The 21,240-nt window shown below is 69.6% G+C and carries 21 protein-coding genes and 2 tRNA genes; 6 read left to right on the top strand and 17 right to left on the bottom strand.

All coding sequences use genetic code 11. From position 1 onward, the window contains the following. Positions 1–23 precede the first annotated feature (23 nt). The 3 genes from ACWGI2_RS14245 to ACWGI2_RS14235 all read right to left on the bottom strand — a co-directional run bounded on the left by ACWGI2_RS14245 (position 24) and on the right by ACWGI2_RS14235 (position 1,615). Positions 24–97 (bottom strand) — tRNA-Lys (locus ACWGI2_RS14245). A 61-nt stretch (positions 98–158) separates the two neighbouring features. Then, positions 159–917 (bottom strand): IclR family transcriptional regulator, encoded by a 759-nt coding sequence (locus ACWGI2_RS14240; RefSeq protein ID WP_453695487.1) that lies wholly within the window; start codon positions 915–917, stop codon positions 159–161. A gap of 371 nt (positions 918–1,288) precedes the next feature. Beyond that, a complete protein-coding gene (locus ACWGI2_RS14235; protein WP_453395687.1) occupies positions 1,289–1,615 on the bottom strand; it encodes a response regulator transcription factor in 327 nt (108 codons plus the stop codon). Between the two features lie 164 nt (positions 1,616–1,779). On the opposite strand from ACWGI2_RS14235, the gene ACWGI2_RS14230 reads away from it, so the two are divergent. Next, positions 1,780–2,433 (top strand): transposase, encoded by a 654-nt coding sequence (locus ACWGI2_RS14230; protein ID WP_453695486.1) that lies wholly within the window; start codon positions 1,780–1,782, stop codon positions 2,431–2,433. Between the two features lie 92 nt (positions 2,434–2,525). On the opposite strand, the gene ACWGI2_RS14225 is transcribed toward ACWGI2_RS14230, so the two are convergent. The 6 genes from ACWGI2_RS14225 to ehuB form a co-directional block, all read right to left on the bottom strand. After that, entirely contained in the window at positions 2,526–2,942 is a 417-nt protein-coding gene (locus ACWGI2_RS14225; RefSeq protein WP_453395685.1) for a hypothetical protein, read from the bottom strand. A 53-nt stretch (positions 2,943–2,995) separates the two neighbouring features. After that, complete coding sequence (locus ACWGI2_RS14220) at positions 2,996–3,352, bottom strand: hypothetical protein (RefSeq protein ID WP_453395684.1); 357 nt, start codon at positions 3,350–3,352, stop codon at positions 2,996–2,998. A 619-nt stretch (positions 3,353–3,971) separates the two neighbouring features. Further along, entirely contained in the window at positions 3,972–4,742 is a 771-nt protein-coding gene (gene ehuA / locus ACWGI2_RS14215) for an ectoine/hydroxyectoine ABC transporter ATP-binding protein EhuA (protein ID WP_443032792.1), read from the bottom strand. A gap of 34 nt (positions 4,743–4,776) precedes the next feature. Continuing rightward, positions 4,777–5,424, bottom strand: a complete 648-nt coding sequence (ehuD, locus tag ACWGI2_RS14210) for an ectoine/hydroxyectoine ABC transporter permease subunit EhuD (RefSeq protein WP_453695484.1) — start codon at positions 5,422–5,424, stop codon at positions 4,777–4,779. Then, positions 5,421–6,155 (bottom strand): ectoine/hydroxyectoine ABC transporter permease subunit EhuC, encoded by a 735-nt coding sequence (gene ehuC, locus ACWGI2_RS14205; protein WP_453695483.1) that lies wholly within the window; start codon positions 6,153–6,155, stop codon positions 5,421–5,423. Before ehuC ends, ehuD begins: the two co-directional genes overlap by 4 nt. Then, the gene (gene ehuB / locus ACWGI2_RS14200) at positions 6,155–7,084 is read right to left on the bottom strand and encodes an ectoine/hydroxyectoine ABC transporter substrate-binding protein EhuB (RefSeq protein WP_453695482.1); all 930 of its coding nucleotides are present in this window, start codon (positions 7,082–7,084) and stop codon (positions 6,155–6,157) included. Before ehuB ends, ehuC begins: the two co-directional genes overlap by 1 nt. Positions 7,085–7,181: 97 nt before the next feature. On the opposite strand from ehuB, the gene ACWGI2_RS14195 reads away from it, so the two are divergent. Continuing rightward, positions 7,182–7,682, top strand: coding sequence for a DUF3830 family protein (locus ACWGI2_RS14195; RefSeq protein ID WP_160505201.1), 501 nt, complete (start codon positions 7,182–7,184; stop codon positions 7,680–7,682). A 15-nt stretch (positions 7,683–7,697) separates the two neighbouring features. On the opposite strand, the gene ACWGI2_RS14190 is transcribed toward ACWGI2_RS14195, so the two are convergent. Together ACWGI2_RS14190 and ACWGI2_RS14185 are read right to left on the bottom strand one after the other, a co-directional pair. After that, complete coding sequence (locus ACWGI2_RS14190) at positions 7,698–9,101, bottom strand: amidase (protein WP_453695481.1); 1,404 nt, start codon at positions 9,099–9,101, stop codon at positions 7,698–7,700. Between the two features lie 40 nt (positions 9,102–9,141). Then, entirely contained in the window at positions 9,142–10,098 is a 957-nt protein-coding gene (locus tag ACWGI2_RS14185; protein WP_453695479.1) for a D-2-hydroxyacid dehydrogenase, read from the bottom strand. A 329-nt stretch (positions 10,099–10,427) separates the two neighbouring features. Between ACWGI2_RS14185 and ACWGI2_RS14180 the strand changes: the two genes are divergently transcribed. The 3 genes from ACWGI2_RS14180 to ACWGI2_RS14170 all read left to right on the top strand — a co-directional run bounded on the left by ACWGI2_RS14180 (position 10,428) and on the right by ACWGI2_RS14170 (position 13,321). Next, positions 10,428–11,264 (top strand): maleate cis-trans isomerase family protein, encoded by an 837-nt coding sequence (locus ACWGI2_RS14180; protein ID WP_160505198.1) that lies wholly within the window; start codon positions 10,428–10,430, stop codon positions 11,262–11,264. Between the two features lie 12 nt (positions 11,265–11,276). Next, positions 11,277–12,014: a maleate cis-trans isomerase family protein gene (locus ACWGI2_RS14175; protein ID WP_453395679.1), complete on the top strand. Its 738-nt coding sequence runs from the start codon at positions 11,277–11,279 to the stop codon at positions 12,012–12,014. Positions 12,015–12,223: 209 nt separating this feature from the next. Next, positions 12,224–13,321: an LLM class flavin-dependent oxidoreductase gene (locus ACWGI2_RS14170; protein WP_453695478.1), complete on the top strand. Its 1,098-nt coding sequence runs from the start codon at positions 12,224–12,226 to the stop codon at positions 13,319–13,321. A gap of 29 nt (positions 13,322–13,350) precedes the next feature. Here ACWGI2_RS14170 and ACWGI2_RS14165 read toward each other — a convergent pair whose 3' ends face one another. Next, complete coding sequence (locus ACWGI2_RS14165; protein WP_453695477.1) at positions 13,351–15,156, bottom strand: putative bifunctional diguanylate cyclase/phosphodiesterase; 1,806 nt, start codon at positions 15,154–15,156, stop codon at positions 13,351–13,353. A 327-nt stretch (positions 15,157–15,483) separates the two neighbouring features. Here ACWGI2_RS14165 and ACWGI2_RS14160 point away from each other — a divergent pair, with 327 nt between their 5' ends. Beyond that, positions 15,484–16,761, top strand: coding sequence for a M6 family metalloprotease domain-containing protein (locus ACWGI2_RS14160; protein ID WP_453695476.1), 1,278 nt, complete (start codon positions 15,484–15,486; stop codon positions 16,759–16,761). A 97-nt stretch (positions 16,762–16,858) separates the two neighbouring features. On the opposite strand, the gene ACWGI2_RS14155 is transcribed toward ACWGI2_RS14160, so the two are convergent. From ACWGI2_RS14155 to ACWGI2_RS14135, 5 genes are all read right to left on the bottom strand, one after another. Continuing rightward, a tRNA-Lys gene (locus ACWGI2_RS14155) sits at positions 16,859–16,932 on the bottom strand. Beyond that, on the bottom strand, positions 16,923–17,555 hold the full coding sequence (locus tag ACWGI2_RS14150) for a bifunctional DNA primase/polymerase (protein ID WP_453695475.1): 633 nt from the start codon (positions 17,553–17,555) through the stop codon (positions 16,923–16,925). Before ACWGI2_RS14150 ends, ACWGI2_RS14155 begins: the two co-directional genes overlap by 10 nt. A 179-nt stretch (positions 17,556–17,734) precedes the next feature. After that, the gene (locus tag ACWGI2_RS14145; protein WP_453695474.1) at positions 17,735–18,100 is read right to left on the bottom strand and encodes a hypothetical protein; all 366 of its coding nucleotides are present in this window, start codon (positions 18,098–18,100) and stop codon (positions 17,735–17,737) included. 159 nt (positions 18,101–18,259) lie between these two features. Then, a complete protein-coding gene (locus tag ACWGI2_RS14140) occupies positions 18,260–19,624 on the bottom strand; it encodes an AAA domain-containing protein (protein WP_453695473.1) in 1,365 nt (454 codons plus the stop codon). Beyond that, positions 19,621–21,216, bottom strand: a complete 1,596-nt coding sequence (locus ACWGI2_RS14135; RefSeq protein WP_453395672.1) for a hypothetical protein — start codon at positions 21,214–21,216, stop codon at positions 19,621–19,623. Before ACWGI2_RS14135 ends, ACWGI2_RS14140 begins: the two co-directional genes overlap by 4 nt. Positions 21,217–21,240 lie beyond the last annotated feature (24 nt).

Raw genomic sequence — 21,240 nt, 5'->3', positions numbered from 1 at the left:
CGCGAGGGGCTTCTCACCGTCTGTGCGCCGCCAGGGACTCGAACCCCGGACCCGCTGATTAAGAGTCAGCTGCTCTAACCAACTGAGCTAGCGGCGCCTGCTGACTCGAAAATAATACCTGGTCCCGGAGGGTGCTCAGGACCGCCCGTGCGGCGTGCCTAGATCGCCAGCGAGAGCAGCACCGGCGCCGCCCCGCGGTTGAGCGTCTGGGCCGCCTCCCGGAGCCGGTGCGCGTGCTCCACCGGGAGGGAGAGCGCCAGGCAGCCGACCGCGGAGCCCGCGGTGATGGGGACGGCGGCGCAGACCGTGCCGACCGCGTACTCCTGGAGGTCGAGGACCGGGACCGTCGCGGGCTGGGCGGCGAGGCGGTTCAGGAGGACCCGCTCGTTCGTGATCGTCCGCGAGGTGAGGCGGGCCATCTTGTGGCGGGAGAGGTGGTCCCTGCGGCCGTTCAGGTCGAGCTGGGTCAGCAGGCTCTTGCCGACCGCGCTGGCGTGCGCGGAGGAGCGGAAGTCCACCCATTCGTTGACCTTGGGGGTGCGGGGGCCGTCCGCGAAGTCGGTGATCTTGATTTCGCCGTCCTCGTACCGGCTGATGTAGACGGCGGCGCCGATCGAGTCGCGCAGGCCGTCGAGCGTCACCTTGAGCTTGTCCCGCAGGGCCTGGTCACGGCGCTGGGCCGAGCCGAGGCGGGTGAGGGATTCGCCGGTCACGTACGCACCGTCGGCCACCTGCTCGACGTATGCCTCGCGGCGCAGCATGCGCAGCAGGGCGGCGAGCTGGGGTGCGGGCAGTTTGGTCTGCCGGGCGAGCTCGACGTCGGTGACGCCGCCCTCGTGCCTGGCGACGATCTCGAGCACCCGCAGGGCGCTCTGCACCGAGTGCTGCGGCGTGGTCGGCTCGTGCTTCAGCGCCACGGCTTCCCCCTGCGTGGAACGGTTCCGGACAGCTGGCCTCCGTCCCACGATAGCCGCCAAGAGATGGATATGGAGCGGCTGTTGACGAGATTGGTGGCGCGTTCCGGCTCCGTCAGCAGGAACGCGCCACTCTGGCATATGCCCTTGTTGTGCCCCGATCCGCAGGCCTCGGTCGATGCAGTTCAGGTCAGTCAGCTGACGAGGCAGAGGCGGCACGTTCCGCCCTGGCGAGCGAGGCGTGTGCCCCTTTGGTCATGCTCGTCAACCCATGACGTAAGCCTGTGGAGTTGACTGCGGCCGCGTGCTCAGCGGCACGCGGTATGGCAATTAGGGAGTCCCGTAGGCCTAACCGCTGGAGGATCCCTTATCGCTCAATTCGCCGATTGCCTTCCCGGGCAGATGAGGTCATGGTAGACATTTGCGATAAGGGCTGCTTCCAATCGAGATTCAAGCCCCAGCTTGCCAATGATGTGCGCTACATGGGCTTTAACTGTGCGCTCGGCTATGCCCAGTCTTCTGGCGAGGGTGCGGTTCGGCAAACCGCCTCCGAGCAGGGCCAGTACCTGGCGTTCTCGCTCCGTCAGGATATCTACCGGCGGCTGGAGTTCGTTCGGCTCGCGCGCGAGTTGACACGAACAGAAGTCTCCGTCGCGTGAGGCTCCGTGAGGGAGTTTTTGGTCATGATTATGCTGCGCCACAGCCGTCGCACACCTTCCCCGTTTTGGCCTACCATGCGCGCCATCCTAGGGGAAAACTTCTTGCATGGGGAAAGGAGGTGGGAGGTTTACCGGGGCCCATTCCGAAGCTGACTGAAAATTGATTCCCAGTACTGTAGCAGGTTGTTCATGTGGCGTGACGGTGGGTGCCTCGTCGCCCCGTTCGGGACTGGTGCTGCCGCCGGGCGGGGCACCTCAATCCCGACCGGCTGCAGGGTTTTCTCGCCAAGGCGGCCTGGGGCGCCGACGAGCTTCGCGACCGGTTCCGGGCCTATGCGGTCGCCGCCTTGGCGGCCGATGACGCGGTGCTGATCGCGGACGAGACCGGTGGCATCAGGAAGGTCGCCAAGACCGCCGGGGTGCAGCGGCAGTGCTTCGGCACGGCCGACAGGATCGAGAACGCCCAGGTCAGCGTGTCTTTGTCCTACGGCTCCAGCCGGGGCTGCACGCCCACCGACCGCGAGCTCTACCTTGGCCGTCTGAGCCGGCACCACCGCCGAGCACGAGCCTCGCTGTGCCGAGCGGAACTTTCCTCCCGAGCGGGCCACCGGGGTGGCGGCCAAGCCAGAGCTGGCCCGGCGCACGCTGGAGCCGACGTGACCTTCACCTGCTTCCTTGCTGATGAGGCATACGGGCCGTGTGCATGCTCGCCATGGCCTTCCTCGCCATCGTCCGGAGCCGTCAATACCCGCCCAGCCGCCGCCGCTCGCCCCCGCGACGGTGAACGAGATTCGCATGAGCGGTTCAACGAGGCTATTGGCGCCATGCAGGCCCTCACCCAGAAGCCAATCCCGACCTGAAGACCCGTTTCAAGGTCCCGCACCGGGTCGGCCTGGCAGCCGAGCGCATTGGTGACATCGCCGGGTTCCCTTGCGTAAGGGAGCGGCGCCCGTCAGCCGCGCAGCTTGTTGCTCCACTTCGTCGCCTTCTTGGAGCCGGCCTTGGTCACGACCTTTGTCTTCCAGGTCCGCGTGTACGCGTCGTTGTCGGCGACGGCCTTTGTGCTGACGTAGCAGCTCTTGGTGCCGCTGCAGCTTTCCGATGCCACCTTCTTCCGGCCGTTGTAGAGGGTGACCTTGACCTTGACGGAAGCCCTGTAGTTGCACTTGATGCCGCCGTAGCCGTACTTGTCCGTCCGGCGGTCCACCCGGTCGGTCATCGCGCTTATCTTGCACTTCTTGGCCGCCGCGTCCACGGCGACGTGGGAATCGGCTGCCGTAGCGCTGCCTGCGGCAAGCGCCGGAGTGCCGAGAATGCTCACGGCTGCGGCACTCACGATGAGCGCGCGTGCTGCCTTTGAATTACGCATGTTCTCTCCTTGTTCTCATAAGAGTGGGGGGATCGCATTGGCGTCGCTGCGCCCTATCCCTTGATGCATACCTTCGCTTCGCTGCGCTTCGGGTTAGTTTCGTCCAACGGGTGGTTGACATAACCGAGAGCGCAGATCTTCTGTGTGCCCCTGGGGTTCTTCATCTTCAGAGAGGGTGCGAAGATGTTCTTGGCATTACGCCGTGTGACGTCGTATTTGGCTTTGTCGTTGTTGATGGTGATGGCGGTGACGACCACCTGTGCCGCCTTACGCTTGCAGTGGCTGTCTCCCTGCCCCCGGATCTTCTTCTTCGAGACCTTGAGCGAGACGTGGTAGCGGCACCTGTTGATGGAGCCCCATCCGGCGGCGCTCCATTTCCCGTACTTATCCTTCGTCTTGGCCGCCGTCACGGTGATTGCGCCTCCATCGGATGGCGCGGCCGTCGCTGTCTGGGCTGCGACACCCATGAGCCCGAATGACGTCACGGCGGCCACGGCGAGCGCGACAGTTTGCCTTCTGCGAGAGCGGGAAACGGTTGACGACGACACTGATGTACCTCCGAGAGTGTGACCGGCGTGCTGTGTGCGTCAGAGTGTTCAACAGTGTTGCCAGCGCGCGCTATTGGCATTTCGGGAGGTGTACGGAAGGGCAATGCCCATAGGTGAAGGAGCAGTAAAGACCTGTCTACGGCGACGTGGGAATCGGCTGCCGTAGCGCTGCCTGCGGCAAGCGCCGGAGTGCCGAGCATGCTCACGGTTGTGGCACTCACGATGAGCGCGCGTGCCGCCTTTAAATTACGCATGTTTTCTTCTCGGACTCTTCGTAATGGGGAATTGCATGGTCGTGGGAGCCGGCTCGCCCCCTGTCGAACGAGGCTTCGAGAGGGATCCATGGAGCTGTCGACAGCAATGGGAGGTCATGCAGAGGGAGATGGCGGGGTGTCGGAGCCGCTACCGCAGACATGGGAAGGCCCGGCCACGTCGATCGTGTGGCCGGGCCCCGAGGTGCGCGGTCCGGGCTGCGGGCGGGCTAGAGCACTGCGCTGAGGAACTCCCGGGTCCGCTCGTGCTCCGGCTCCGTGAAGATCTTCTCCGGCGTCCCGGCCTCGATGACCCGGCCCGAGTCGAACATCAGGACCTGGTCCGAAATGTCGCGGGCGAAGTTCATCTCGTGGGTCACGCAGAGCATCGTGATGTCCGTGGTGTGCGCGATGTCCCTGAGGACGTCGAGGACGCCCGCCACCAGCTCGGGGTCGAGCGCGGACGTGACCTCGTCCAGGAGCAGCACCTGCGGACGCATCGCCAGGGCGCGCGCGATGGCGACACGCTGCTGCTGGCCGCCGGAGAGCTGCGTCGGGTACGCGTCGCAGCGGTCCCCGAGGCCGACCAGGTCGAGCAGTTCGCGCGCCCGCTGCTCCGCCTCGTCCTTGGGCAGGCCGAGGACGTTGACCGGCGCCTCCATGATGTTGCGCAGGACCTTCATGTTCGGGAAGAGGTTGAACTGCTGGAAGACCATCCCGATGTTTTTGCGGACCTCGCGGATGTGCTTCTCGCCCGCCGGGACGAGCTTGCCGTTCTTCTCCTCGTGCATGAGGTAGTTGCCGCCCACCTTGATGGTGCCCTGATCGGGCTTCACCAGGGTCATCAGGAGGCGCAGGATCGTGGTCTTGCCGGAGCCGGACGGGCCGATCAGGGTGACGTGCTTGCCGGAGTCCACGGAGAAGTCCAGCTCGTCGAGGACGGTGTTCGAGCCGTAGCGCTTGACCACCTTGTCGAAGCGGATCAGCTCGCTGCCGTCCACGGCCGGGTTGGGGATTTCCTGGGAAGTGCTGCTGTCAGCGGACAAGACGACGCTCCAAAACTCGCAGAAGAAGAGAGGCCGGGTAGGCGATGACGATGAAGGCGACGCCGACGATGCTGATGGCCTCGTAGGTGAAGGTCGCCTGGCTGTACCCCTGGGCCTGGCCCAGCATGTCGAGCGCGCCGATGGCAGCCATCTGCGGCGACTCCTTCAGCATGACGATCACGTAGTTGCCGAGCGCGGGGATCACCCGGCGCACGGCCTGCGGCAGGATCACCGCGGTCCAGGTGCGCTGCTTGGTGAGGCTGAGCGCGGTGGCCGCCTCCCACTGCCCTTCCGGGACACCCTCGATGCCCGCCCGGTACACCTCGGAGGTGTACGTCGAGTAGTGCAGACCGAGCCCGACGATGCCCGTGACGAGCGGCGACATGGACGGGCCCCACTCCGGCACCACGTAGAAGAGGAAGAACAGCTGCACCAGCAGCGGAGTGTTCCGGATGAACTCGGTGAACACCGTCACCGGCCAGCGGATCCACTTCTTCTCCGACCGCTGCGCGATGGCCCAGACCATGCCGAGCGAGAAGGCGATCAGGGTGCCGAAGAGCAGTGCCTTGAGCGTGATCCACACGCCGTCCCAGAAGAGGGGCATGAAGTCATCGACGTTCTGCCAATCCCAGTTCACTTGGCACCCCCCGCGCCGGTGACGACGTCGATCGACGACTTGGAGCGGATCCCGCTGAACAGGCCCAGCTTCTCGGGAGCCTGACCCACGCCCTTCTTGGCGTGCCGCTCAAGGAGCCGCATGCCGCGCGTGAGGATGAACGCGAACACGAAGTAGAGCGCGAGCAACAGCGTGTAGATCGGCCCACTTTCGGTCGTGACGAGACGGAGCAGATCGCCGGCGAAGGTCATGTCGGCCACCGCGATGAGGGAGACGAGGGACGTGCCCTTGAGCAGCTCGATCAGCAGGTTGTTGAAGGGCGGCAGCATCTCGGGCCAGGCCTGCGGCAGTTCGATGCGGCGCAGTCGCTGCATCGGCGTGAAGTTCAGGGCGATGCCCGCCTCACGCTGCGCGGGCGGCACCGCGGCGAGCGCGCCGCGCACGATCTCGGACGCGTACGCCCCGTAGGTGATGCCCAGGGCGATGACACCCGCGAAAAGCGGCTCGAAGCTGATCTGGAACAGCGCGGGCACCGTGAACGCGATCCAGAACATGAAGACCAGCGACGAGGTGCTGCGGAAGATCTCGAAGTACGCCCCGGCGAGGAAGCGCACGATCCAGAGACGGGACGTGCGAAGCACCCCGATGGGGAAGGCGATCAGGAAGGCGAGGGCCGCGCTGAGGAAGGTGACCTGCACGGTGATCCAGACGCCGGGCAGGAACCAGTTCTCGAGGAACTGCGACGACATCATCAGGAGGCTCCCTTCACAGGGGGGCACAACTTCTCGGCCGTCAGATCGGTCATCTCGGTCTCGGTGAACCCGAACGGCTTGACGATCCTGAGCAGTTCACCGCTCTCCTTGAGCTTGTGCAGCTCCTTGTTGAAGGCGTCCCGCAGGTTCTTCTCGTACAGCCTGAAGGCGAAACCACCCGCTCCGTAGGCCGGTTCGCCGTCGATGACCGGCTGGAAGGGCTTCGTCGCCTCCACCCGCGGATTGCCCTTGACCACGTCGCGCACGGTGACCGCGGTCCCGGCGAAAGCGTCGACCCGGCCGAGCGCGACGGCGTCGGCACCCGCCACCTGGTCGGGCACCACGAGGACGGATTTCACGCCGTTCGCCTCGGCGGTGGCGATCTGCGCGTAGGCCGTACCGCTCGCCAGCTTCAGGCCCTTCTTGGCGATGTCCTCATATTTCTTGATGCCGTGCGGATTGCCCTTCTTCACGATGAAGGAGTCGAGCATCAGGTAGTCGGGGTCGGAGAACAGCACCCGCTCGCAGCGCGTCGGGTTGATGTACATGCCCGCCGAGACCACGTCGAACTGCCGGGCCTGGGTCAACCCGGGGATCAGCGCACCGAACTTGGTGGGCACCGCCTTGACCCTGGGCACACCGAGGCGAGGGAAGATCACCTTGGCGATTTCCGGTGCCTCGCCGGTCACCTCGCCGTTCTTGTCGATGTACCCGAACGGGACCTCGCCCGCGACACCGATCCTGACCTCGCCGGTGTCACGCAGCCGGTCCAGCAGATCCCCGCCCTCGACCTTCCCTTCCTCAGGCACCCGGCTGCAGGCCGCGCCCCCGAATACGCCCAGTGCCGCCACGCCCGCTCCGGTGAGCAGAGAGCGGCGGCGGACTGCTTTGCCGATGAATCCCTCGTTGTTCCCAAGTGGTGGAGCCATGGGCGCGCGACTACCCGACTCGACACAAGATATGCGGCCCAATTTCAGCCCCTGATGCAATCGTTGTCCTCTTGACCCAGGGAGGAGCATGGGACACATGGCAGACCGATTCATCGAAGTCTCCCTCGCGAAGCGGGGAGTCCAGTGCACGGCAAAGCTGCTCGACGACCGGGCCCCGTTGACCTGCGCGGCGGTGTGGGAGGCGCTTCCGCTCAGCGAGGACGTCTATCACGCGAAGTACGCCCGCAATGAGATCTACGCCCTCTTTCCGGCTTTCGCGGACCGCGAGCCGCCCCTGGAGAACCCGACAGTCACCCCCATTCCCGGCGACCTCTGCTATTTCTCCTTCAACGGGACACAGCTGGGCACGCAGGCCTATGGGTACGAACCGGCCGCGGACGTCAAGGCGGGCGCCACGGTCGTGGACCTCGCCCTCTTCTACGAGCGCAACAACCTGCTGCTCAACGGAGACGTCGGCTGGGTCCCCGGCATCGTCTGGGGCCAGGTGGTCGACGGCCTCGACCGGATGGCCGAGGCCTGCAACGACCTGTGGCGCGGCGGCGCGCAGGGCGAGACGCTGAATTTCCGCAGAGCGTAGCTCCCGCCCGCGGTCTCAGACAGCGGCGGGCGGCGCGATCCTCGCGCCGCCCGCCTCGTACAGCACGTGCGCGGCCCGCAGGACGAGAACGTCGGCGTGCCGCGCCGCCACGATCTGCACCCCGATGGGCAGCCCATCGCGGTCCACCCCGCAGGGGACGGTCGCGGCCGGCTGCTGCGTCATGTTGAAGGGGTACGTGAAAGGCGTCCATCCCGTCCACCGACGATGGCCGGAACCTTTCGGTACCTCCGCCCCCGCCTCGAACGCGGTGATCGGCAACGTCGGAGTGACCAGAAGGTCGTACGCCTGGTGGAAGCGGCCCATGCGACGGCCGAGCTCCATGCGTACGTCAACTGCGGCAAGGTAGTCGAGCGCGCTGTACCGTGCGCCTTGCGCACAGATCTCGCGCAGCCCCGGGTCGAGCAACTCCCGCCGGTCGGGCGGCAGATGCTGGGTCACCCGCGCGGCGCCGCTGAACCACAGCGTGTGGAAGGCCTCCACCGGATCCGTGAAGTCCGGGTCGGTCTCCTCGACGTACGCACCCTGCGCCGCGAGGGACTCCACCGCCTGCCGCACCGCGGCGGCGACCGCGGGCCGCACCGCGACCTGGCCGCCGAGGGAGGGCGAGTACGCGATGCGCAGGCCGCGTACGCCGCCTTCGATACCCGCCCGGAAGCCGTCCGTCACCGGGCCGAGCTGCGACCAGTCGCGCGTGTCGGGGCCGCTGATGACGTCCATCAGGAGCGCCGCGTCCGCCGCGTCCCGCGTCATGGGCCCGACGTGCGCCAGCGTGCCGAACGCGGACGCGGGGTACAGCGGCACCCTGCCGTACGTCGGCTTCAGCGCGAAGATCCCGCAGAAAGCACCCGGGATCCGCACCGAGCCGCCGCCGTCCGTCCCGAGCGACACCGGCGCCGCGCCCAGCGCCACGGCCGCCGCGCTGCCGCCGCTGGATCCGCCCGCGGTGCGCGAGGTGTCGTACGGATTGCGCGTGATCCCGCTCAGCGGGCTGTCCGTGACGCCCTTCCAGCCGAACTCGGGCGTCGTCGTCTTGCCGATGAACACCGCGCCGTGCTCACGGAGCCGCGCCACCGACGGCGCGTCCTCGTCCCAAGTCCCTGCCGTGCTGATGGCCTTCGAGCCCCGCAGCGTCGGCCCGCCCCGCTGCAGCAGGATGTCCTTGACCGAGACCGGAACCCCCTCAAGGAGGCCTCGCGGCTCACCGCGCCGCCACAGCTCGGCGCTCGACTCGGCCTGCGCGAGGGCCTCTTCGGCGTCCACGCGCACGAAGGCGTTCACCGAGGGCTGCACCTCCTCGGCCCTGCGCAGCGCCGCCCGTGTCGCGTCGACCGGACTGAATTCGCCCTTGCGATAGGCCTCGACGAGTTGTACCGCGGTGAGATCCGTGAGCTCGGTCATGCACGCTCCTCAGGGGGTGGGACGTGACTTTCGGCAGTGATCAACTACCAGGTACATACCCGCGTTTCTTGTCGACCACGTTGGAAAGAGGCCGCCCGGCGGCCCACTCCTCGTACAACTCGACGAATTGCGCGCCCAGTTCATCGCGCCAACCCACCGTGTCGCCGCTCATGTGCGGGGACACGAGGAGACCCGGCGCCGTCCACAGCGGGCTGTCCGCCGGCAGCGGCTCGTGCTCGAAGACGTCGAGCGCCGCGCCCGCGATCCACCGCTTCGACAGGGCGGCCGCGAGAGCGTCCTCCACGACGAGCGCGCCGCGCCCGATGTTGATGAAGCGCGCCGACGGCTGCATCATCCCGAAGCGCCGCTCGTCGAACATGCCGCGCGTGTCGTCCGTGAGGGGCGCCGCGCACACCACCCAGTCGGCGCGCGCCATCAGCCGGTCGAGTTCGTCCGGGCCGTGGACGCCGGTCCGTGCGCTGCGCCCCACCAGGGCGGTGATGATCCCGAGCCCCTTCAGCATGCGGACGATGGCGTGCCCGATCGGCCCCGAACCCACGACACACGCGCGCGTACGGGCGACTCGCTGGGTCTCGCGGTGCTGCCAGGTGCGCTCGCCCTGGAGCTGGAGAGTGCGCGGCAGGTCCTTGGCCATGGCGAGGACGAGGGCGGCCACGTACTCGGCGATCGGCTGGTCGAAGACGCCGCGGGCGTTGGTGACCAGCGTGTCGGACTCGGCGAGCTCCGGGCACATGAGGCGGTCCACGCCCGCGCTCGCGGTGTGCACCCAGCGGGGCCGCGGCCCCTCGCCCGGCCAGGCGAGCCGCACCGCGTCCGAGAGGAAGTCCCACACCAGCAGCACATCGGCGTGGGGGAGTTGGGCCGCAAGGGTGTTCGCGTCCGCGTGCAGGATCCTGGCGCGCCCGGTGAGGCTGCCGAGGCGGGGCGGCGGAGCGGGGGACGGGGCGTCAAGGACAAGAACGGTTGGTTCGGACATCGCGCCGGGCGTCGGATCAGACGTTGATTCGGACATCGAGGAGAAACCGTTTCGCAATGAGAGTCCGCTTCCCTGAGTTGTGTCGGCCAGAGCCGTCTGAGATGCGCGGATTGACCACGCTCGCACCTGAAACTACCTTCGTCAACAGAGGTGCTCTATCACAAGCACCCCACGGCTGAGTACTCTCCGTACGAGGTCATAGCACGCTCTGTAGCGCTTTCTTCGCGCGTTCTGCCCCGTCCCGACGTCCCGGCGCGTCGCCGGCTCCGCATCTCCCGGCCCCCGGCCGGTCCCTCCATTGCACGCACGCACGAACTTGGGGCCTGCTCATGGACGTCTCCTTCCTCGGCGGACCACACCCTCAACGCGGTGTGGGTGTCGTCGCCCCTTTCGACTTCGCCCTCGACCGGGAGCTCTGGCGCTGGGTGCCGGACGAGGTCTCCCTCCACCTGACACGCACTCCGTACGTGCCCGTCGAGGTAAGCCTTGACCTGGCACGACTCGTCAGCGAGCACGAAACGCTCGGCGAGGCGGTGCGTGCCCTGAGCGCCGCCGAACCCGAAGTCCTGGCCTACGCCTGCACTTCGGGAAGCTTCGTCGGCGGCATCGCCGGCGAGCGCGCGATGTGCGAGGCCATGACCCGCGAGGGCGCGGTCTCCGCCGTCACCACCTCGGGCGCGCTGCTCGAAGCGCTCGACGATCTGGGCGCGCGGCGCATCGCGCTCGTCACGCCCTACACCTGGTCGGTGACCCAGTCCCTGGAGCACTACCTGGGCGAGTCGGGCGTGTCCGTCACCGGCCGCGCCTACCTGGGCCTGACCAGGCACATCTGGAAAGTCCCCTACAAGGACGTGGCGGAGATGGCGCGGCGGGCGGTGCTCGGCGGGGCCGACGCGCTCTTCATCAGCTGCACCAATCTCGCGACGTACGACGTCATTCCGCAGCTGGAGGCCGAGCTGCGGATGCCGGTGATCTCCGCGAACCAGGTGACGATGTGGTCCGCCCTGCGCCGTCTGGGTACGCATGCGGTAGGGCCCTACCAGGCGCTGATCAATCCGAGTGCGAGGCCGGGCGCGGGTCCGGTCGCCTCGCCGGGGGAGCTGCCCGGCGTCGTACCGCTCGATCCGCCCCAGGGTCTGCCCGAAGGACCACCAACGCTGCCTTGAAGGAGGCTGGAAGTGACCGCACTTGGTTTCCTCTATCCGGGTCACTCGGCTGAGGACGACTACCCCCGCATGGAGCAGATGCTGGGGAGTGATGTCCGGCTGCAGGTCGTCCACACCGACATCGGCGAGGACGCGCACCGGGTCGACGCCCTCCTGGAGATGGGGTCGCCGAAACGGCTCGCCGCCGGGGTCGAGGAGCTGCGCCTTTCCGGGGCGGAGGCGGTGGTGTGGGCCTGCACCAGCGCGAGCTTCGTCTTCGGCTGGGAGGGCGCGCACGACCAGGTCCGCGCCCTGGCCCGGTCGGCGGGCCTGCCGGCGTCCAGTACGTCCTTCGCGTTCGCCCACGCGGTGCGTGAGGTGGGGGCGGGCAGGGTCGCGGTCGCCGCGACGTATCCGGAGGACGTGGCGGGGCTCTTCGCCGCGTTCCTGAAGGCGTCCGGCGTGGAGGTCGTGTCGGCGCAGGGGAACGGCATCATCACGGCCGCGGAGGTGGGTACGTGGGGCTGGCAGGAGGTCAGGGCCATGGCCCACGCGGGCGACCACCCCGACGCGGAGGCGCTCCTGCTCCCGGACACGGCACTGCACACGGCGGCGTACGTGAAGGACCTGGAGCAGGACCTGGGCAAACCGGTCCTGACGGCGAACCAGGTCACGGTCTGGGAAGCCCTACGCCTGGCCTCCCGCCGGGTGAACGCCCCATCCCTGGGTGCACTCTTCACGAAGGAGCCGGTGGTACAGGCCCGGGACTAGGGTCCGGTATGTCCGTCTGTTCGCCGGTCGCTGCGGGGCAATCGGGTGGGTGGGCGGGAAAGGCCTGTTCGGCAAGGACAAGCCGCGGGGTGACAACCACACCCCCGGCAGCACCGCACCCCGCACCCCTACGGGAATAAAGCGGAGCCAGCCTCCTGTTGCACCGCGGAGTAGGAGAAACGCACCGCGCAGCAGGAGGCAGGACCCCCGTGACAGTGGACCCGAGCGACGACATTCGCGGCGAGCGGTACGGCAGCGCGCCGGTTCCGCTCTCCGTGCTTGACCTGGTGACCGTGGGCGCGGGGCGGACCGCCACCGATGCCCTGAAGAAGAGCGTGGAGATCGCCAAGCTGGCGGAGGGGCGGGGATACCACCGCTACTGGGTGGCCGAGCACCACTCCATGCCGGGAGTGGCCTCCTCCTCACCGGCGGTCATCCTCGCCCACCTCGCCGCCCACACGGAGCGGATCCGCCTCGGCTCCGGCGGCGTCATGCTGCCGAATCACGCTCCGCTCGTCATCGCGGAGCAGTTCGGCACCCTGGAGGCCATGGTCCCGGGCCGCGTCGACCTGGGCCTGGGGCGCGCCCCGGGCACGGACGGCGCCACCGCCGCCGCCCTGCGCAGGACCGACCGCCTCAACGAAGGCGCCGACGACTTCCCGCAGCAGCTCGCCGAGCTGACCCGCTTCCTGGACGACGACTTTCCCGACGGGCACCCGTACAGCCGCATCCACGCCGTCCCCGGCCCGGTCCAGGCCACCTCACCCGGCGGCGTACAGTCCCCGCACCGCCCGCCCCTGTGGCTGCTCGGCTCCTCCGGGTTCAGCGCCCGCCTCGCGGGAGTCCTCGGCCTGCCCTTCGCCTTCGCGCACCACTTCTCCGCGCAGAACACGATCCCGGCCCTCGACCTCTACCGCGAGTCGTTCAAGCCGTCCGCCGTTCTCGATGCCCCCTACGCCCTCATCGGCGTCTCCGCACTGGCCACCGATGACGAGAACGAAGCCCGGCGTCAAGTCCTCGCCGCCGCACTGAACATGGTCCGCCTTCGCACCGGGAAGCCGGGGCTCGTCCCGACCCCCGAGGAGGCCGAGGCGTACGAATTCAGTGAGATGGAGCGGGAGTTCGTCAACAGCTGGAACTCCAACGTCATCCACGGCACCGCCGACGAGGTCCGCACCGGCCTAGACGACCTCGCCAAGCGCACCGGCGCCGACGAGATGATGCTCACGGCCAACGCGCACAGCGGCGAAGTGCGCCTTCGCTCCTACGAGTTGATCGCGGACGCCTACGGGCTCCCCGCCGCGTAGCCGTCGAGCTGCTCAACCGGCCAACCGGCTCAACCGGCCGCGAGCAGAGCGGAGATACGATCCGGCGCCACCGGGCGGGAGTACAGCCACCCCTGCCCGGTGTCGCAGCCGATCCGCCGCAGCCGCGCCGCCTGGGACGTGGTCTCCACGCACTCGGCGGTGACGGTCAGGCCGAGCCGGTGCGCGAGTTGCACCAGGGCTTCGACGATGACCTCGTCGGCGGGGTTGATGTGTGCCTCGCCCGCTTCCGCGTCGTACTGGAAGCCGCGTACGAAGGAGCCGTCCAGTTTGAGGACGGAGACCGGTAGCCGGCTCAGGTACGCGAGGTTCGAGTACCCCGTGCCGAAGTCGTCGATGGCGATCCGCACCCCCATGTCGCTGAGCGACTGAAGGGCCTGCAGCGGCCGGCCCGCCGAGCCCATCACCGCCGACTCGGTGAGCTCCAACTGGAGCAGTTCGGGGGGTAGTTCCGTTTCGGCGAGGATCTCCGCGACGTCGGCCACCAGATCCGAGTCCCACACCTGGCGCACCGCGACGTTGACGCTCACGAAGACCGGCGGCCGCTCCGGGTGGTCCAGCTGCCACTGCCGGGCCTGGCGGCACGCCGTCCGCAGCACCCAGCGGCCCAGCTGCACGATCGAGCCGTCCTCCTCCGCCAATCCGATGAACCGATTCGGCGTCAGCAGGCCGAAGCGCGGATGCTGCCACCGCACCAGTGCCTCGACCCCGCGCACACCGCCGTCCTCAAGGCGCACCAACGGCTGGTAGTCCAGAAGGAATTCACCTCGATCGACGGCCGGGCGCAGCGAACTCGACAGCGTCTGGCGGGTCATGCGGTGGGCGTTGCGCTCGGGGTCGAAGAGCGTCCAGCGTGCCTTGCCGTCCGACTTCGCCCAGTACAGCGTCGTGTCGGCCGCCTGCATCAGGCAGGTCGCCGTCGTCCCCGCCGCGCGCCGCTCCACCACGCCGATCGACGCCGACACGGAGAGCCGCTGGCCCGACAGGTCGAAGGGGTCCTGCAACGCCTTGAGCGCCGCGTCGGCGAGGTCGGCCAGCTGGTCCGTGCCCGTCGAGTCCTCCACGAGCAGCGCGAACTCGTCACCGCCGAGCCGTGCGACCAGCGGGGCCGCCGTCCTGCCGTGCCCGGCCTCGTCGGCGCACCGCGTGAGCCGCTCCGCGACGGCCGCGAGCAGCCGGTCGCCGACCCGGTGGCCGAGGGTGTCGTTGACCGCCTTGAACCCGTCGAGGTCCAGATAGCAGAGCCCGATCCGCCCGGTGCCCGTGTCGTCGTACGCACCCGCTTCGAGCGCGGCGGCGAGGCGTTCGAAGAACAGGCTGCGGTTGGGCAGCCGGGTCACGGGGTCGTGCATCTGCAGATGCCGCAGCCGGGCCTGGAGCTCGCGGCGCGCGCTGATGTCGGTGGCGGCGAGCAGCACCGTGCGCCCGCCGGGCATCGGCGAGACGGTGACCTGGACCCAGAGCGAGTGCCCGTCGGGGTGTTTCAGGCGCCGGGTGCAGCGCAGCTTCGCCTGGCGGCCGCGGAGCACCTCGCGGTACGCGTGCCAGGTGCGTGCGTCCGACGCCAGGTCCACCAGATCGGCGGCGAGACGTCCCGCGAGCTCGTCCGGGGTCGCGCCGAGCAGCTCGGCGAGCGCGTCGTTGGCATCGACGACGAGGCCCTCGCCGTCCACGACGCCGAGGGCGAGAGGGGCGGCGGCGAATGCGGCTCGGTGGTCGGGCCGCTGCCCCGGATGGCGACGCTCCGTAGTGGGCGCCCTGGCGAGGTCGGGTGCTGTGACCGCTGTGGGCGCTTGGCCTTCAGACGTTCCGTTCACCACTTGCTCCCGCAGTGCAGTTGTTCGGCGAGGCCGGGCCCGCGCAGGAAAGTGTGCCGATCATAGGGGCTGGCCCGAGGGCGCATCCAGCCACAGAGCGGCGCCGCGTGGCGGGCGCGCAGGGCATAGGACAGGCGCATGCCCGGTACGGATGTGGCACCCACCAGGCGGTAGATCGTTTCTGCTCGCCCGCTTACTGCTTCCTTTACGCCTCAATCTGCCCGGCGACAACTTGTGACGTTCCGTGAGCACTCCGGGAGTGGCGCGTCACCCAGCTGGCTCAGACAAACAGGGCGTATTTCCCTAAAGCGGCACAGGGTGGGTGGGATGCCCCGTAATCCGCATCCGGAGGTGGACGTGCCGCGTCAGCTACCCCCCTGGGGACTCACCCGTGGAGGGGAGAGACCCCGGTTGCGCAGCACGGCCGCCGCCTTTACGTCCCTGACCGCACTCGCCGCCACGGGGCTCGTCGCGGGCCCCGCGATCGCCCAGACCTCGGTCCCCTGCGCGCTCCAGCGCACCCCGGCACATCACTCGGAGGGCCTGGACACCTGGAACGGCGCCTATCCGCGCCCCGACCGGGCCCTCGACGCGGTGATGGTCTTCCTCTCCTTCCCCGACTCCCCGCCCCGGACCGCCCCCGAGGAACTCGCGGCCGACTACTTCCCCGCCACCAGCCAGTTCTTCGACCGTGCCTCCTACGGCAGGTTCGCCCTGCGCCCGCACCCGCGGCGCGAGTGGGTCGAGATGCCGGAGGACTCCACCTCGTACGCCATACAGCGAGACTGGAACGCTTCGCGGCGCAGCGCCTACCTGCGGGACGCGGTGGCCGCCGCCGATCCGCACGTCGACTTCTCGCGGTACGACGTCGTCTACTTCGTCGCCGACCCGGACGCGCCCGGGGTCAACTCGGACGCGACGAAGGTCGTCAACTTCGACCGGCCGATGCGGGCCGACGGCGCGGAGATCAAGCGCATCGTCACCGTCTTCGAGCGGCATCCGCCGGACCGCAACGTCCTCGCCCACGAGACCGGCCACGTCTTCGACCTGCCCGACCTGTACCACCGGCCGACGGACGGCAAGGGCGACTGGGACACGCACGTCGGCGACTGGGACGTCATGGGCAGCCAGTTCGGGCTCTCCCCTGACCTCTTCGGCTGGCACAAGTGGAAGCTCGGCTGGCTGGACAAGCGGCAGGTGGCGTGCGTGGACGGCGAGGGGCGGCGGCTGACCCTGGAGCCGCTGTCGACGCGGCCCGCGCGCGGGGGTATCGGCGGCACCAAGCTGGCGGTCGTGCGCACGGGCCGCGGCAGCGCGATCGCCTTCGAGGCGCGCGGGGCGGAGGGCAACGACCGCGAGACGTGCAGCGAGGGGGTGCTCGTCTACCGCGTACGCAACGAGGCGCCGTCCGGCGGTGGCCCGGTCGAGGTTCTCGACGCCCACCCGGATTCGGAGGCGTGCTGGGGCGACTCGGTGTATCCGCCGCTCGCGGACGCGCCGGTGGGGGCGGGGGAGAGCTTCACGGTGCCGGACGAGGACGTGCGCGTCGAGGTCGAGGGACGGACGGCTTCGGGGGCGTGGACGGTGAAGGTGGCGGTGGGCTGAGGTCCACGGCATGCGGCCGAGCATGGATGAGATCCACGACCATGTGGCCGGGCATGAAAGAAGCCCCCCGCTTGCGCGAGGGGCTTCTTTCTGTCTGTGCGCCGCCAGGGACTCGAACCCCGGACCCGCTGATTAAGAGTCAGCTGCTCTAACCAACTGAGCTAGCGGCGCCTGCTGACGTCGTAGACCTTAGCACCCTGATCGCCGCCAGGAAAAATCGATATACGGACCGTGGAGCCGGCCGCCGCGCGGGCCGCGCGGACGCAGGCCCAGAGCGCCACCTCGGGCCCGGGAAGCCAGGGGTGCCGGGCATCGGGGGCCACCAGCCAGCGCGATTCGAGGTGCCCTTCGAGGCGGCCGGAGGGCGCGGCGTCCCGGTTCCCCGTGGTGATCGGCGGCACCGTCACGGCGTCCCCCATGCCGTGGCAGAGGATGCCCGGCACGGCCCGGCCCCACTCCTCCCACTCGAGGAGCGAGGGCAGTCGCTGAGCGGTCCCGGGGGCGGCGAAGAGCAGCATGCGGCCGCGGTGCGCGGCGACGGGGCCCGAGCCGGGGCCTTCCTCCCATAAGCGGTCGAGCATCCGCCGGCCGAAGACCGCGGGGACGCTCACCACGTCGAAGACGGAGCCGCAGGGGAGGACGGCGGGGGCGGTGGGGCGGCTGCGCCAGTGGGCGAGGGTGCTGCGCGGATACGTTTCCGCAGAGGCGAGCCAGGCGGCTCCCTCGGTGGTGACGTCGGAGATGTCCTGGACGTCGGCGGGGGCGGGATCCGGGTGAAGACGCGTGGGGCTCATGGCGACTACATCTACCGGTAGTGAGGGTTCCATTTCTGAGAGTTGCCAGAAATCGGGACAACAGTGGGTGGGAGGGAGTACCTTGCCCCCATGGCATATGCCCCGTGATCTTCTCAGGGGTCGTTCAGGACCCATTCAGAGCCCGGTTCAGGGCCGGTTCAGGGCCACTTCCGGCGCTCTCAGGCCTCCGGGCCGCCGCCACTCGCACCGGCCCCGCGCAGGAGATCCCGGCCGAACTCGACCATCTTCTTCGCGTAGTCCTCGGTCCACTGCGCGCGCTCGGCGATCGCGGCGGGCGTCAGCCGGTCGAAGCGCCGGGGGTCGGCGAGCTGGGCCGCCGCGATCGCCTGGAACTCGACCGAACGGTCCGTGGCGGCACGGAAGGCGTGGGTCAGCTCGGTGGCGCGGGCCAAGAGCTCCCGGGGGTCCTCCATCGACTCCAGGTCGAAGAAGTGCTCCGGGTCGGCGGCGGCTTCCGCGGGCTCGAAGAGCAGGGGCGCGGGTCGTAGACGCCGCTCGGTCCGGCTCCGCTCGGGCTCCGCCATGGTTCTTCCTCCTCGTACGGTTTCGGCCGTGGGGCCGTCTTCCATTCTCCCTTGCCGCGCAAGGGGGCCGGGGGCCTTGGGCTGCGGGTCTTCCAGCGCCCCGCCCCCTCGGGCCGGTGGCCTATGGCCGCCATTCCACGCGGTGCTCGGTCCGCGGGTTCACGGGCGCCACCCAACGCGGTGTTCCGCGAGGCGCGCGAGTACGGCGTGGTTGGCCTCCCAGCCATCCGGGAACTTCACCGTGACGCCCAGTTGGACCGGTTCCGTCGACGGGTGGTCGTCGAGGAGTTCGCTGACGCCCGCGCGGCAGATCACGATGCACGCGTGGCGGTGGCGGGACGCCAGGACGCAGAGACGGCCCGTCTCCAGGTGGAACGCGGTGGCGTCCGGGCGGCCGGAGAGCGGATGCAGGACCACCGTCACGTCGAACTCGCGGCCCTGGAGCCGGTTGGCGGTGTCCACCGTGACGTCCCTTACGCCCATTTCCGCGAGGATCGCCCGCACCGCCGCCGCCTGGTCGCGGTGGGCGGTGCCGACGGCGATCCGGTCGGCCGTCAGGGGAGTGGGGTCCGGGCCACGCTCCGACGTGGCCGCGCCGCCGCGGTCGAGGAGGCGCCGGACGACCTGGGCCACCGCGCGTACGGCCTCGGGGTCGGTGCGCGGCGTGTTCCGCGCGGGCAGTTCGAGCAGGCCCCAGCCCGACTCCGCCGCCTCGTCGATCACCCGGTCCGGGCCCGAGCCGTCGGACGGCACACCGAAGTCGAGCCGCCTGTCGCCGTGGTCCGTGCCGCTGCGGAAGGGCGTGTACGGATAGAACGCGGCCGAGACCAGCGGCGCCGCCGACGCCGGGAGCCGCCAGGACACCGGCAGGCGGTGCTGGGGCAGCTCGGGGTTGTGCGCGAGCAGGGTCGTCACGGCGCTCGCCGAAGGGTCGTACGCGAGTCCGGCCCACTGGTCGGCGCCCACGATCGAGAACGGGTCGAGCTGGCCGGGGTCGCCCACGAACAGGGCCCGCTCGAAGAGCCCGGCCACCGCGAGCAGCGCGTCCGACCGCATTTGGTACGCCTCGTCCACGATCGCGTGCCGCCAGGGCGCGTCGAGCTTGGTGACGTCGACGTGCGCCCACTTCGCCGCGGTCGACACGACGACGTCGAGCCCCGCGAGGTCGGCGGCCTTCGTGGACGTACGGACGGACGGCAGGTCGTCGAGCGCCTTGTCGTACGCGTCCGGGTCGCTGCTGTGCAGACGGCCGATCGGCAGCTCGGGGTCCTTCTCGGCGATGCGCAGGACCAGGTCGTCGACCTGCGCGTTCGTCTGCGCGATCACCATCAACGGCCGCCCCGCGGCGGCCAGTTCGCGGGCCGCGCGGACCACGAGGGTCGACTTGCCCGCGCCGGGCGGCGAGTCGACGACGACACCGCGGTGCGCGCCGTGCAGCGTGTCGTGCAGGATCGCGTCCGTGGCGCGGCCTGCCGCCGCGCCAGGGTCGAACGAGGCGCGGTCGAAGGGGGCAGTCGGACTCACAGGGTGTCCTCCGGCGTCACGGGGTCAGGGCGCTCGGCGGCGTCGCCCGGCGGGCCGCCGTGGGTCCAGGGAGTCGCCTCGGGGTCAGGGAGCTTGGGGCCGCCGCGCTGCTCGTGCTCGAAGAGCGTCCAGCAGATCCGGTCACCCTTCTCCGGAACGGAGCCCGCATCGGGCTCCTTGCCGCGCCCCATCTTGTCGAGGACGCGCAGGACGACGAAAACGCCGCTGCCCCCCGCCTCGTACGTCACGAACTCGGCTGTCTGCGGCTTCCCTTGGAGCGAGCGGTACACCTTCGCGCGCTCGGCCAGGTGCGGGTGGTCGTCCGTGCGGACGGTGACCAGGGGGCGAGGCCTTGGGTTCTTGCTCTCGCTGTACGCCATGACCACCTCGGTCACCTCGCCCGCGAAGGCCTCGCCCGCGAGCCGGCGGCCCGCCATCACCAGGGGGTCGTCGAGTGCTTCCTGGGCGTCGAGTCTGCCCTGCTCGCGCTCGCGCGTGGCCAGCTTGTTCGCCGCCGTCACCGCGTCGTCGACGCGGGGCTGCGGGGGTTCGCCCGCCGTGACGCGGTCGCGGTGGCCGGTGAACGACCAGCGGTCGCGGGTCCAGCGGTCGGTGGCGTGCGGGGCCTCCGGGAGCGTGCAGAGCGCGTCGAGACCGCGCCACACCGCGTCCCAGGTGGGGCGGGTCCTGCTCTCGATCAGGGAACGGATCTCCCGCTCGGCCGCGGCCAGTTCGGCGAGACGGGTGTCCGCCTGGATGCCGTCCTCGGCACCGGCGAGGGTGCCGCGCGCGCGGTCGTAGCGCTCGATGGCCGGGGCGAGGAGGTGGTTGTCGAACGCCGGGTCCGTGGCGGGGCCCGCGGGCGGACAGAGCAGCTGGCCGCCTTCGTCCCGCGCCAGCTCGGCGCGGAGCGCGGCGTCGGCCCCGGATGTGCCTTCCGGGGCCTCGATCCAGGCGAGCAGGGCGCCTAGATGCTGGTCTTCGAGGCTGCTCTGCCCGGTGGCCCAGTGCCGGGAGAGCAGTTCGGTCATGGCGACGAGGAGGGAGGAGCCCGGAACGCGGGCCCGCTCCCCGAAGTGGGTCAGCCAGCGGCCGAGGAGGGGGACGCGGGGCGGGGCGGGATACGGGGTCTCCGGGTCCTGCTCGGCGGTGCGGCGGAAGCGGGTGGAGCGGCCGATGAGCCGTACGAAGTCGATGCCGGCGCGGCTCGGGACGATCAACTGCGGTGCGTCCGAGCAGAGTTCGACCTCCACCTTGACGCGCTTTCCCGTCTCCGGGTCCGTCTCGCTGCGCTCCGCCGCCTCGACGTCGTCCGTGAACGAGTCGACGTACTCCAGGACGGTGTCCGCGAGTTGGGCCAGGAAGGTGAAGCGGAGGTCGCGGTCGCGGGGCTGCGGTACGACGAGGATGCGGGGCGAGGTGCGCTCCGTCCCGACGAGCGCGCCGAGGGGAGCGCCTGCCTCACCGGCGGTGATGAGGGGGACGAGGACGAGGGGGCGCTGGGAGAGGTGCCGGTGGCGTACGGTCGCCCTCGGCTGGGCGCGGCCGGTGGCTACCGCTTCCAGGCGGGCGAGGTTGTCGATCAGTGACACCGGTCCATCCCTCCCGGTGGGGTG

This window comes from Streptomyces sp. NPDC054866 (genome assembly GCF_053610745.1).
Note: the sequence above shows the minus strand (reverse complement) of the source record. Positions and strands in the feature narration are given on the sequence as shown.